Raw genomic sequence first — 12,435 nt, 5'->3', positions numbered from 1 at the left:
AGCCGCCGGTGGCGAGGATGGTCTGCTGGGCGCGGAAGCGGTGGATCTCGCCGGTGGCCTGATCGATCGCCATCACGCCGCGGCAGCGGCCGTCCTCGTCCATGATCAGGTCGAGGGCGAAATACTCGATGAAGAACTGGGTCTTGTTCTTCACCGCCTGCCCGTAGAGGGTGTGGAGCATGGCGTGGCCGGTGCGGTCCGCGGCGGCGCAGGTGCGCTGGGCGGTGCCCTTGCCGTAATCGGTGGTCATGCCGCCGAAGGGCCGCTGGTAGATTTTTCCCTCTTCCGTGCGGGAGAAGGGCACGCCCCAGTGCTCCAGCTCGTAGACCGCGGCCGGCGCGTTCCTCACGAGGTACTCGATCGCGTCCTGATCGCCGAGCCAGTCCGAGCCCTTCACGGTGTCGTACATGTGCCAGCGCCAGTCGTCCGGCCCCATGTTGCCGAGCGAGGCGGAGATGCCGCCCTGCGCCGCCACGGTGTGCGAGCGGGTCGGGAAGACTTTCGTGATGCAGGCGGTGCGCAGGCCGGCCTGGGAGCAGCCGACCGTGGCGCGCAGGCCCGCGCCGCCGGCGCCGACGATCACCACGTCGAAGGTGTGGTCGGTGATGGCGTAGGCGGGGGCGCCGCCGTTCGTTCCGTTGGAGGCCATTCGCGTGAATCCTCGGTTCCGGTGCCGGCGATCAGGCGAGCCCGCCCAGGCTCACGCGGATGATCGCGTAGAGGCAGGCGGCGGCCACCGCGACCGCGTAGAAGGTGTTGGCGATCAGCGCCGCGAACTTGAGGCCGTGGCTGTGGACGTAGTCCTCGATCACGACCTGCATCCCCAGACGCATGTGGATCGTCACCGAGATCACCGCCAGGATCAGGATGATCGCGACGAGTGGGTGCGACACCAGCGCGACCGCCTGCGGGTAGGTCCGCCCCGCCATCAGCGCGATGATGACGACGAAGGCGAGCATCAGCAGCGCGTTCGAGGCGCCGGTCAGGCGCTGCAGCCAGAAATGGTCGGCGCCGTGGCCCGAGGCACCCAGCCCCTTCACCCGGGCGCGCGGGGTGCGCATCGAGAGCGCGGTGTTCTGGCGGTTGTCGACCTGGGACATGGGCGAGCCTCTCAGCGCACGAGCAGGGCGATCGCCCAGATCACGACGGTCAGGATGACGGAGCCGATCAGCGTCGCGCGGGCGAGGCCGAGGCGCCGGTCGCGGTCGAAGCCGTAGCCCGCGTCCCAGATGAAGTGGCGGATGCCGCCGAGCATGTGGTGCAGCAGCACCCAGGTGTAGGCGAACAGGATGGCGCGCCCGATCCACGAACCGAAGAACCACGCCACCGTGTCGTAGGCGCGCGGACCGGAGGCGAGCGCCACGAGCCAGACCGCGACGAGGAAGGTGCCGCCGTAGAGCGCCGTGCCGGTGATGCGGTGGAACACCGACATCGCCATGGTCCAGGTCCAGCGGTAGATCTGGAGATGGGGCGAGAGCGGCTGAGCGACCGTAGGTCTGACGGTAGGGTTCATCGCGGCTCACGATCCTCGCGTCAAAGGTTGGATGAATTCCAGGGAAGGGTTAGGGCGCCCGGTTCCGCCCGGCAATGCCCATGCTGCAGTGCAGCATTGGTCAAGCTGACGATCGCGCGGATCTGTCTCACGCGAGTCGCCCGGTCAGCCTGAACCAGAGATAGGCGAGCGGCGCCGCGACGAGGAGCGACACGACGCCCGTGGCGAGCGTGAGTTTCGTGGTGTCGGCGAGCGACAGGCGGCCGAGATCCATCGCCATGATGATGGGCGGGGCCTGATAGGGCAGGAACACGGTCGAGTAGCCGACCACCTGCACCATCAGCACGCTCATCAGGTCGAAGCCGCTGGCGCGCGAAAACTCTTCCGCGAGCGCCGTGTAGAGGGCGGGCGCGCCGTTGGCGGTGGTGGTGAACAGGAAGCCGATCGACAGGCCGATCAGCGTCGCGAAGTTCTTGGCCGGCGCGCCGGGTTCGAGCGGGGCGACGGAGAGCAGCGCGTGGCCGAGGTCGGCGCCGAGCCCGGTCTCGTTGACGATCGCGGTCAGGCCGAACAGGGCCGCGACGTAGAAGCAGGTCTTCAGCGGGATCTCGTTGAAGCTCGCCGGCGGCAGCACGCCGACCCGCGGCAGCAGGCAGATCACGGCCGCCGCGAGCCCGATCCAGGCCGGCGGAATGCCGTGCCAGCCGTCGGTGAGCCAGAGGGCCAGCATCACCGCGAGGATCACCGAGAGGCGCCGCTCCTCGGCCGAGGCCGGCGGGAGCGGGGGCAGGTCGGGCCGCTTCCCGTCGAGACGATCGGGGAAGATCAGCACCGTGCAGGCGACGAGCAGCGCGCCCTTGACGAACCCGAGAACCGGAGCGTGCAGAAAGAGATAGGGCAGATAGCTGAGATGGACGTCGAACAAGGTCTCGGCGGTGCCGGCCATGACGAGGTTCGGCACGTTGGCGGGCAGGATCGCCGCCGAGAGCATCGGCGTCGCCACGCCGAAGGCGAGCAGCGCCCCCGTCCGTCCCGGCCGCCCGGCCTCCAGCCCGAAGGCGTCGCACAGGGCGATCACCACCGGCACCATCACCGCGATGCGCCCGAGATTGGACGGCATCACGAAGGCGAGGGCGAAGGAGAAGGCGACGAGGCCCGCGATGAAGCCGGGATAGGAGGCGGGCAGGCGCGCCGCCAGCATCCGCGCGAGACGGTTGCCGAGCCCGGTTCGGTTCATGGCGAGCCCGACCACCATGCCCCCCGTCACCAGCCAGAAGGCGGAGGAGGCGAACCCCGAGAACACCGTCTGCGCCGGGGCGAGCTTGAGCAGCATGGCAAGCGCGAAGAACATCAGCGCCGTGACGATCTCGGCCACGAGGCCGGTCGCCCACAGCCCCATGCACAGCACGAGCAGGCCGCCGGTCGCGACGACCGTGCCCTGTCCTCCCAAAACGCTGGCCGCTGCGGCGCTCATGGAAGCGGTTCAACTGCGAATTGGAACCGTTCGCAATTCGGCTTTCGTGGGGGCGGCCTTCGTCAACCGCGAAGGCTCATGCGGCACGGACGCTGTTGCGATCCGCACCATCGCGGGGCTTGGCTCCGCCGCGGGCGAATGCGAAGGCTTCGGTCTGTCGTTCGGCCACGGCCATGATGCGCTTCGATCTCGTCGACCTGAACCTGTTCCGCCACGTCGTCGAGGCCGGCTCGATCACCCATGGAGCGGAGCGGGCGAACCTCGCGCTGGCCGCCGCCTCGGCGCGGGTGCGGGCGATGGAGGATTCGCTCGGCGCCGCGCTCCTGCTGCGCGGGCGCCAGGGCGTGACGCCGACGCCCGCCGGCCGCGCCCTCCTGGCCCATGCCCGCGAGATCTTAAGTCAGGTCGAGCGGCTGCAGGGCGACCTGTCGGTCTTCGCGGGCGGCGCGGTCGGCCAGATCCGGGTCCTGTCGAACACCAACGCGCTCACCGAATTCCTGCCGGAGGCGCTCTCCGCCTATCTCGCCCTGCATACCGGCGTCAGCGTCGATATCGAGGAGCGCACGTCGGACGAGATCGTCGGGATGGTGGCCGACGGGGCGGCCGATCTCGGCATCGTCGCGGGCACCGTCGATACCGGCACGCTCCAGACCTTCCCGTTCCGCCACGACCGCTTCGTCGTGGTGGTCGCGACCGGCCACGCGCTGGCCCGCCGCAAGAGCGTCGGCTTCGCGGAGGTGCTGGAGCACGACCTCGTCGGGCTCGACCGGCCGAGCGCCCTGACGCGCTTCCTCGCCGACAAGGCCTCCCGCATCGGCCGGCCGATGCGGCTGCGGGTGCAGCTGCGCAGCTTCGACGCGGTCTGCCGCCTCGTCGAATGCGGGGTCGGCCTCGGCATCGTGCCGGAGACCACGGCGCGGCGGGCGTGGCGCACCATGGGGATCGCCCTCGTGCCCCTCGAAGATCCTTGGGCGGCGCGCGACCTCACGCTCTGCCTGCGCGATCTCGCGGGCCTGCCGCCCTTCGCGCAGGAGTTCGTCGCGCATCTGCGCGCCCCCGAGGCGTGAGGCGCCGCCTCATGCGCCGAAGAGCGTGTCGATCAGCAGCTTCACGTTCAGCACCACGATGATGCCGGCGATGGTCCAGGCCAGCCCCTTCAGCCAGCCGGGGATCGCGAAGGGGCCCATCAGCTGCCGGTCGGAGACGAAGCGGACCAGCGGGATCACCGCGAAGGGCAGCTGCATCGAGAGCACCACCTGGCTCAGCACGAGGAGGCGGGCGGTGCCCTGCTCGCCGTAGAGCGCGGTCACGATCACCACCGGCACGATGGCGATGCCCCGCGTGATGAGCCGCCGCGCCCAGTTCGGCAGGCGCAGCCGCAGAAAGCCTTCCATCACGATCTGGCCGGCGAGCGTCGCGGTGACCGTCGAGTTGAGGCCCGAGGCCAGCAGCGCCACGGCGAACAGCGTCGAGGCGAGCCCGACGCCGAGCAGCGGCGAGAGCAGCTCGTAGGCCTGCTCGATCTCCTCGACCTCGGTACGCCCGCCCGCGTGGAACACCGCCGCCGCCATGATCAGGATCGCGGCGTTGACGAAGAGCGCGAGCATCAGCGCCACCGTCGAATCGGTGACGGCGAAGCGCAGGGCCTCGCGCCGCCCCTCCTCCGTGCGGGGATAGGCCCGCGTCTGCACGATCGAGGAATGGAGGTAGAGGTTGTGCGGCATCACGGTGGCGCCGATGATGCCGATGGCGATGTAGAGCGCGGCCGGGTTGGTCACGATCTCCCGCGACGGCACGAAGCCGCCGAGCACCGCCTGGACCGGCGGCGCGGCCAGCGCGATCTGGATGCCGAAACAGACGAAGATGATCGTCAGGAGGCCGATCACGAAGGCTTCCAGCGCCCGGAAACCCCGGCGCAGCAGCAGCAGCACCACGAACACGTCGAGCGCCGTGATGATCGCGCCGAGCGTCAGCGGGATGCCGAACAGCAGCTTGAGGGCGATCGCCGTGCCGATCACCTCGGCGAGGTCGCAGGCGATGATCGCCGCCTCGCAGATCAGCCACAGGGCGATGGAGACGGGCCGCGAGGTCCGCTCGCGGCAGGCCTGGGCGAGGTCGAGGCCGGTGGCGATGCCGAGCCGCGCGGCGAGTGCCTGGAGCACGATCGCCATCAGGTTCGAGAGCAGGATGACGGAGAGCAGCGTGTAGCCGAACTGGGCGCCCCCGGCGATGTCGGTGGCCCAGTTGCCCGGGTCCATGTAGCCGACCGAGACCATGTAGCCCGGCCCGAGGAAGGCGAAGAGCCGCCACAGCCAGAAGCCGCCCGCCCGCACCGGCACGCTGGCATTGAGCGCGCCGAGGCTCGGCTCCGCGGAGGCCTGCCCGGGCGGTGGCGGCCGAACCTGATCCATCACTGCTTCCATTCGCATCGAGGCGCTCGTGTCCCCGCCCGTCGCTCCGGAGGGAGGGCCGGCCGGCCGCGCCGGCAGGGACGAGACGGCCATATAGCTTCAGCTATAAAGCTGTGCCGAAGCTGGGATCAAGAGGCTCCGCGACCGGGTTCCCGGCCGTGGGGCGCATAGGTTAAACAGGGCGGCACGAACGACCGATGACAGGCCTGCCGTCGGCCGTCCGCGCCGGAGCACGGCCGGCGCGCCGGGCGTTCCGTGAACGACGTTCGACGACCAGGACGTTCGCCGACCATGTGAGGCGCGCCGCCGAGGCCGCGCCCGAGACCGGAGGAGCCCGCCGCCTCATGCAGGACGCATCGCGAGAGTTGGGGCGAGACAGGGGGCAGAAGCCGGCACCGGAGCCGCACGGGGCGGGCGCGGACGCGCCGCTCGTCGATGCGGAGGTTCATGTCGAGAGCTTCCGTCAGGCCCGCGAGGCGCGCCGCCTCGAACTGGTGGAGGATTACGTCGAGCTGATCGCCGACCTGATCGGCGACGGCGGCGAGGCGCGGCAGGTCGACATCGCCGCCCGCCTCGGCGTGGCCCAGCCGACGGTCGCCAAGATGCTCAAGCGGCTCGCCGAGGACGGCCTCGTGCAGCAGCGGCCCTATCGCGGCGTGTTCCTCACCGCGGCGGGGCAGGCGCTCGCCGAGCAGTCGCGGGAGCGCCACCGCATCGTCGAGCGCTTCCTGCGCGCCGTGGGCGTCAGTGCCGAGACGGCCCGGCGCGACGCGGAGGGCATCGAGCACCATGTGAGCGCGGAGACGCTGGAGGCGTTCCGCCGCTTCGCCGACGCGAAGCTGTAGATTTGCCTGTCGACTTGCCTCCAGACCGGACCGCGCGTTCCGAGGACCCGACCCCGATGGACCAGACCCAGCAACTCGCCGCGCTCGCCGCCGTCAGCGCGCGGCACGACGCGGCGGTGACGAACCTTGCCGAGGGCCTCGCCGATCTCGGCGCCAAGCAGGTGGCCCACCAGATGGCGGTGGGGTTCCTGGCGAGCGTGCTGCGCTCGATCGATTCCGACCACTACGACGAGCGCCTCGAAGGCTACCTCGCCATGCTGCGCGACGTGCTGTTCCGCGACGATCCGGACGCGGCGCTCGCGAAGACGGTTCTGGAAACGATCGAGCGTTCCTTACGCCCCTCGCAGAATGAGGATGAGGCCTGAGGCCGCGCTGCCAGAACTGGCGGCTTGAGCCGGCTACAAGCAAATGTGAGTCTCGCGCGATCCCGCGGCGCCTTGGTCGCGGTCGCCGGGCATGGCACCATGTCGGGATGGCTGACCGGAGCGACCACCCCTATTCCATCGATGTGCGGCCGTGCTGGCGGCGCCCGGGCCGCTTCGTCTGCTCCATCGTGGAGAAGGGGGCGCCCCGGCGCTATGCTCCGCAGAGCTACGCGACCTTCGACGAGGCCCGCCGCGCCGCCCAGATCAGGCTGCGCCAGCTCGTCTTCGAGTGGCAGCTCGTCGGCACCTGACATCGGCCGCCCGGACGCCGGCCGGGTGTCCCTGCGCCGCCGGCTCAGGCCTGCTCGGCGTCGGCGGTCTGGGCGTACTGAACCAGGGCCTCCATCTGCGCCGGCGCCCGGAACACCCGTCCGTCGTTGGTCTCCACGTAGACGTCCGCGGCGCCCATGCTCGCGAAGGTCATGGCCCGCTCGGCCGCCCGCGTGCCGAGAGCGTGCGGCTCCCGCGACGGGCCGGACGGCGCGGTCCAATGAACGGTATAGCGCATGATGTTCTCCTGATTCAGCCTGTCCCAGCATAGGGCAGCCGGCCACCGATCGCGAGGGGCCGCCCGACAGATGGATCGATGCGGCCGGAGCGGAGGCCCGAGGACGGCTCGAAGCCCTCTCTGGCGATCGTGACCATCGGCCCAACGAGAGGGGTGCCCGCCGCGGACCGATCCGCTGTGCATCATAATGCCACTCCTGCGGTTCTTCGACGGTTCGCCGCGCGTTCTACGGAGCTGAAGCGCTCTTGCTCCGCGAAAGGGAGACCGACATGAGGAAGCCGGAGAAGCCGGGCACGGAGGCCGGCAGAACACAGGACGGCGGTGCCCTCGGCAACATCGACGAGCAGACCGGGCATCCCGGCAAGGGCACGCCCGGGGCGACGGTCAAGCCCGATCACAACCCCGATCCCGCGCGGGATCCCAAGCCGGAGACGCCGGAGGACAGAAAGCCGAAACGCTGAAAAGCCGGCCCACCTTCCAATCTGGGGTTCGACGACTCCCTCGCCACGATTCGCTTCGTTCCGAGGCACGGTGCCGGCTGTCGCGACGCCGGGCGCCGCCGACCGTCGCGGCAGTCGACGGCGGACATGGGTTCAGGATCGCACCGCACGAATCGGCCGGGGCTTGCCGCAGGCCCCCTCCCCGGCTACTCAAAAGCAGCGTTTCTGTCGCCGATTCCGTCGCCTGCCCTGTCGTTCGACGACCAGTTCAGGGCGTCAGTGCTCGGCAGAAAAATGCTCGGGCCTGTAGCTCAATGGTTAGAGCCGACCGCTCATAACGGTCTGGTTGCAGGTTCGAGTCCTGCCGGGCCCACCACGCGCTCCCCAGCGGTTTGAGACATAGGGTTGCCCGCCTCACGCGACGGAGGCGTGGCGCGGGCTTTTCGTGGCCTCGCGAGCCAGCCCGGCACGGCCAATCCGGAGAGGACCGTGCCTGCACGGCGATGGTGCCCTTGCACGGTGCCGGCACGTCTCGTGTTTGCTGGGATCGACCGAAATCGTCAAAGCAACTGTGAAAACAGTGCCATCACATCGGCGGCTTCCGCAATTGTCACCTCGACATGCCCGCCGTTCTCAAGACGCAAGGTGATGACGGGGAGAAGCTAGCCGCTTTCACCGCGTCGATATCGCCTTTCGAGCAGCCGGGAAAGCAGACCTGCTCGTCCTGGCGGCCGACGTCCAAACTATAGGGAACGTTGACCGGTTTGAGGGCTGCAGCCAGCACCTGACCTGTCCCTTCCAGGGCCTTAAAGGAAATTCAACGGCAGGAGGGATGACAGAATCGGGGGGTCGGCCCATCTCTTGCCCTCGCGCCAGCCGGGCCTCGTCGCCGAAATCCTGCGGGATTCTGCACGGCGAATTGCCGAAAGATCCCGGTCGCAATTGCCTGGTTTTCCGATAACCCGTTGAGAAACAACGCAGCTTGTTGCCGGCGCGCCACGGCTTGCTCGAATGCATCATGTTTCGAACGGCGGACGGATTAAACTCGCGCATGATCCGTTGTGCTTGCCTCTGAGGCCGCGCACAGAATGCGGCCCCTGCCCCGCGGGGGAAGCAAGAAACACGAACACGGGTCTTCAAATCGATGCGAGCGCTTCGCAGCAGTCTCATCGCTTCGGTTGCTCTCCTGCCTGGCGGCGCGCTCGCGCAGGAGGCCGTGAGTCTGAGCGAAATCAGTGTCGTCGCCACCACGCCGGTCGGCGTCGCGGGCTCCGGCGCGAGCCGGGGGGCGTCCCCCTTCGGGGCGGCGCCGACGGGAGTCGCGGCGCCCCGCCTGCGCGGCGGCGAGCAGCCGCTCAACAAGATTCCGAGCACCGTCGAGACCGTCACCGCGGCCGATCTCGACATCGATCGGGGCACCTTCAACGCGGTCGCGACCCTGGCCCGCCGCGTCCCGGGCCTGAACCTGAGCGACTCGCAGGGCAATTCGAACCGCGTCGACGTCACCTATCGCGGCTTCACCGCCTCGCCGGTCCAGGGCGTGCCGCAGGGGCTCGCCGTCTACCAGAACGGCGTGCGCATCAACGAGGCGTTCGGCGACGTCGTCAATTTCGACCTGATCCCGCCGCTGGCGATCCAGCGCATCGACGTGGTGACCGGCAACCCGATCTTCGGCCTCAACGCGCTGGGCGGCGCGGTCAACATCCAGATGAAGAACGGCTTCACCTGGCAGGGCACCGAGATCACCGCGCTCGGCGGCTCGGACGGGCGCATCGCCGGCTCGCTCCAGTACGGCAAGATGATCGGCCCCTGGAGCTTCTACTTCGCGGGCGACGGCCTCAACGATCGGGGATGGCGCTTCCAATCCCCCAGCACGATCGGCCGCATCTACACCGATCTCGGCTACCGCTCGCAGGATTCCGAGTTCCACCTCATCGGCCAGTTCGCGCGGACCTTCTTCGGCGCCGCCGCGGCGACGCCGGTCGACTTCACCCGCGTCGACGAGCGGGCGATCTTCACCTACCCGCAGACCACGACGCAGCAGGTCGGCACCCTCCAGGTCACCGGCCGCGTCGACATCTCGCCGAGCTGGGATCTGGCCGGAAACGCCTATTTCCGCCGCTACAGCAACCAATACGTCGACGGCAACGACGGCGATTTCGAGAATTGCAGCACGCGGTCCAGCTTCCGCGGCCGGCTCTGCTTCGAGGATGACGGCTTCTCCCCCGCGGCCGGACAATCGCAGCTCGCCTTCCGCAACCAGTTCCTGATCCTCGGGCGCGGGCTCAACGCGCCGGGCATCCCGTTCACAGGGGGCGTGCCCTACGGCACCTTGGACGTGACCAAGACCGAGGCGACCGGCTACGGCGGCTCGCTCCAGGCGGCCAACCGCGACCGCGTCCTCGACCACGGCAACAGCTTCGTCGTCGGCGGCAGCATCGACGTGGCGGATTACAGCTTCAAGTCGTCGAGCACGCTGGGGGTCATCAATCCCGACCTCTCGGTCACGACCGATCCGAACAACCCCTTCTACGGGACGATTCCCGGCCTCGGCACGCAACAGATCCGCACGGCCGGCGCGCTCGGCATCGCCCCGAGCCAAGTGATCGGCTCGAACCTTTATATGGGCCTCTACGCCAGCGACACCTTCGACGTCACCGATCAGCTCTCGCTGACCGCCGGCGCGCGGCTGAACTTCGCCCGCATCACCACGCAGGATCTCACCGGCTTCTCGCCGGACGTCACCGGCACCCATTACTTCACCAAGGTGAACCCGGTCGCCGGCCTGACCTACCGCTTCACGCCGGAACTGTCGCTGTACGGCGGCTACTCGGAATCGAACCGCGCGCCCACGCCGCTGGAACTCGCCTGCGCGAATCCGGACCGGCCCTGCCTCCTGCCGAACTCGCTCGTCGCCGATCCGCCGCTCAAGCAGGTCACGGCGCAGACCTACGAGGTGGGCGTCCGCGGCGCGGTGCCGAATTTCTACGACGGCGGCCTGCTCAGCTACAAGCTCGGCGCCTTCCGCACCGACCTGACCAACGACATCATTCAGCTCGCCACGCCGGGCAATTCCGCGCGCGGCTACTACGTCAACGTTCCGGCGACGCGGCGCCAGGGCATCGAGGTCGCGGCGGAATACAGCCGTGGCGACCTCTCGCTCTACGCCAACTACGCCCTGATCGATGCCACCTACCGGTTCAACGGAACGCTGTCCTCGCCCAACAATCCGCTCTCGGACGACGGCGCCATCTTCGTCACGCCGGGCAAGAAGGTGCCGCTGGTGCCCGAGCATCAGATCAAGGCCGGCTTCGACTACCTGCTCCTGCCGGGCTGGCGCCTCGGGCTGAACGTCCAGGCCTTCTCCTCGTCCTTCTACCGCGGCGACGATTCGAACCTGAACCGGAAGCTTCCGGCCTATTACGTGCTCAATCTGAACACAAGTTATCAGGTCAACAAGAACCTCGAAGTGTTCGGCCTGATCACCAACCTCACGAACAACCGGTACGCCACCTTCGGCACGTTCTTCGAGCCCGGCCTGGTCGCCGGCCGCTATCCGGTCAACGACGTGCGCACCACGACCCTCGCTCAGCCGCTCTCGATCTACGGCGGCGTCCGCTACGTCTTCGATGCCGACGTCGTGCCGGCGCCGGTGGAGCCGCTGGTTCGCAAGTTCTGAGAGTGGGAGAACGCTGCGTGGCGTGTAGCCCGGTGTTCCTCGCCAAGGGTGGCGCTCACGTCTGTCGCTCCATTTCGGATGCGTCGGAGCCGGGTTTCGCCTCCTCGTTGTGAGAGGCTGGCGCGCTCTCAATCTCGATCGAGGACCGCCCGCGAGAGGCGTATCCGGCCTGATGCAATCGGGCCGGATACGCCTCTCGGTGTTTGTCTTGATGCGCATGCTCTCGACGAACCGGTGACCACGGCATCGGAAGCGCTCTCGTCCAAGGTCTTGCCAAGAGTTCCTGTGTCGCCCGGGAATTTTTGGCATGTTGCGCAACGATCACATTGAGCGAATTCAAATGTGTTCAGGCTTTAAATGCACAAATTCGGGTGAAACCTCCCGTCCATCCACTTTCGCGCTGCCACGATTATCATTATTCCTCGTTTGGCTAAGCCGTCGTCCCGGCCGTGCCGGTAGTCTGCTTCCTGAGAGAGCTAGTTCAAGTGGCGCCGGTTGCTTGGCGCCAATTCTCTCCTCGTGTCGATATCAGAGCTGTGCCGACTTCGATGCGGTCGGGCACTTCTCTCGAAATACCATCAAAACGATTTTGGGGGGTTATAAGCCATGGCGACGCCGTTCGACTTCAATAACACCGTATTCCAGGCTGGGTATGCAGGGACGGATGACGGGGCGCCCAGAGCCAGTTTTGGTATCGATGATCTGACCACAAGTCCGATCACAGTAAACGGAACCGTGACTGGCGTCGGTAGCCCGATCACGGTGACGGGATTGTTGCCGGGCGATACGACGTCTCAGACGCGGACTTTTTACGCGACGCAGTACGACAACGCGAATCAGATCGAGTTCAACGACAGCCTCGGGCCGACATACTCGGACGCTAACGTTCGCCTAGTCCTTTCGAACACGCCACTTCCGACGACGTCCCCGCGCTTCACGTCCGACGGTGATACGAATCTGAATGCGTATTCGGCGCCGGTCTGCTTCACCACCGGAACCCTGATCCGCACGAGCCGCGGCGAGGTCGCCGTCGAGGACCTCCAGGTCGGCGACCTCGCGGTGACCGCCTCCGGCACCCTGCGTCCGATCACTTGGATCGGCCACCGCGAGATGACCGCTGTGGGTGCGACGCTCCCTTCCCACCAGCAGCCGGTGCGCGTC

Annotated in this window: 13 protein-coding genes and 1 tRNA gene; 8 read left to right on the top strand and 6 right to left on the bottom strand. The window is 68.0% G+C overall.

The window, feature by feature from the left end; genetic code table 11:
• The 4 genes from MFF42_RS17190 to MFF42_RS17175 all read right to left on the bottom strand — a co-directional run.
• Nucleotides 1-649 (bottom strand): FAD-binding protein (locus MFF42_RS17190; protein ID WP_238256834.1); only part of this gene is annotated, 649 nt, incomplete at its 3' end.
• 31 nt (nucleotides 650-680) lie between these two features.
• Nucleotides 681-1,100, bottom strand: a complete 420-nt coding sequence (gene sdhD, locus MFF42_RS17185; RefSeq protein WP_238256833.1) for a succinate dehydrogenase, hydrophobic membrane anchor protein — start codon at nucleotides 1,098-1,100, stop codon at nucleotides 681-683.
• Between the two features lie 11 nt (nucleotides 1,101-1,111).
• Complete coding sequence (gene sdhC / locus MFF42_RS17180) at nucleotides 1,112-1,513, bottom strand: succinate dehydrogenase, cytochrome b556 subunit (RefSeq protein WP_238256832.1); 402 nt, start codon at nucleotides 1,511-1,513, stop codon at nucleotides 1,112-1,114.
• A gap of 127 nt (nucleotides 1,514-1,640) precedes the next feature.
• Nucleotides 1,641-2,966 (bottom strand): SLC13 family permease, encoded by a 1,326-nt coding sequence (locus MFF42_RS17175; protein ID WP_238256831.1) that lies wholly within the window; start codon nucleotides 2,964-2,966, stop codon nucleotides 1,641-1,643.
• 176 nt (nucleotides 2,967-3,142) lie between these two features.
• Between MFF42_RS17175 and MFF42_RS17170 the strand changes: the two genes are divergently transcribed.
• A complete protein-coding gene (locus tag MFF42_RS17170; protein WP_238256836.1) occupies nucleotides 3,143-4,033 on the top strand; it encodes a LysR family transcriptional regulator in 891 nt (296 codons plus the stop codon).
• A gap of 9 nt (nucleotides 4,034-4,042) precedes the next feature.
• Here MFF42_RS17170 and MFF42_RS17165 read toward each other — a convergent pair whose 3' ends face one another.
• Nucleotides 4,043-5,377, bottom strand: coding sequence for an Nramp family divalent metal transporter (locus MFF42_RS17165; protein ID WP_238256835.1), 1,335 nt, complete (start codon nucleotides 5,375-5,377; stop codon nucleotides 4,043-4,045).
• 344 nt (nucleotides 5,378-5,721) lie between these two features.
• Here MFF42_RS17165 and mntR point away from each other — a divergent pair, with 344 nt between their 5' ends.
• From mntR to MFF42_RS17150, 3 genes are all read left to right on the top strand, one after another.
• The gene (gene mntR, locus MFF42_RS17160) at nucleotides 5,722-6,222 is read left to right on the top strand and encodes a manganese-binding transcriptional regulator MntR (RefSeq protein WP_238256830.1); all 501 of its coding nucleotides are present in this window, start codon (nucleotides 5,722-5,724) and stop codon (nucleotides 6,220-6,222) included.
• 56 nt (nucleotides 6,223-6,278) lie between these two features.
• A complete protein-coding gene (locus MFF42_RS17155; RefSeq protein ID WP_238256829.1) occupies nucleotides 6,279-6,587 on the top strand; it encodes a hypothetical protein in 309 nt (102 codons plus the stop codon).
• Nucleotides 6,588-6,694: 107 nt separating this feature from the next.
• Nucleotides 6,695-6,898: a hypothetical protein gene (locus MFF42_RS17150; protein ID WP_238256828.1), complete on the top strand. Its 204-nt coding sequence runs from the start codon at nucleotides 6,695-6,697 to the stop codon at nucleotides 6,896-6,898.
• 44 nt (nucleotides 6,899-6,942) lie between these two features.
• On the opposite strand, the gene MFF42_RS17145 is transcribed toward MFF42_RS17150, so the two are convergent.
• Nucleotides 6,943-7,155 (bottom strand): hypothetical protein, encoded by a 213-nt coding sequence (locus MFF42_RS17145; RefSeq protein WP_238256827.1) that lies wholly within the window; start codon nucleotides 7,153-7,155, stop codon nucleotides 6,943-6,945.
• A gap of 269 nt (nucleotides 7,156-7,424) precedes the next feature.
• Between MFF42_RS17145 and MFF42_RS17140 the strand changes: the two genes are divergently transcribed.
• The 4 genes from MFF42_RS17140 to MFF42_RS17125 form a co-directional block, all read left to right on the top strand.
• The gene (locus MFF42_RS17140; RefSeq protein ID WP_238256826.1) at nucleotides 7,425-7,616 is read left to right on the top strand and encodes a hypothetical protein; all 192 of its coding nucleotides are present in this window, start codon (nucleotides 7,425-7,427) and stop codon (nucleotides 7,614-7,616) included.
• A 279-nt stretch (nucleotides 7,617-7,895) separates the two neighbouring features.
• Nucleotides 7,896-7,971, top strand: a tRNA-Ile gene (locus MFF42_RS17135).
• Nucleotides 7,972-8,739: 768 nt separating this feature from the next.
• The gene (locus tag MFF42_RS17130; protein WP_238256825.1) at nucleotides 8,740-11,274 is read left to right on the top strand and encodes a TonB-dependent receptor; all 2,535 of its coding nucleotides are present in this window, start codon (nucleotides 8,740-8,742) and stop codon (nucleotides 11,272-11,274) included.
• Nucleotides 11,275-11,880: 606 nt separating this feature from the next.
• Nucleotides 11,881-12,435 (top strand): Hint domain-containing protein (locus tag MFF42_RS17125; RefSeq protein WP_238256824.1); only part of this gene is annotated, 555 nt, incomplete at its 3' end.

It is taken from the genome of Methylorubrum podarium, assembly GCF_022179745.1.
Classification (GTDB): domain Bacteria; phylum Pseudomonadota; class Alphaproteobacteria; order Rhizobiales; family Beijerinckiaceae; genus Methylobacterium; species Methylobacterium podarium.
This window is presented reverse-complemented; position numbering and strand designations above follow the sequence as displayed.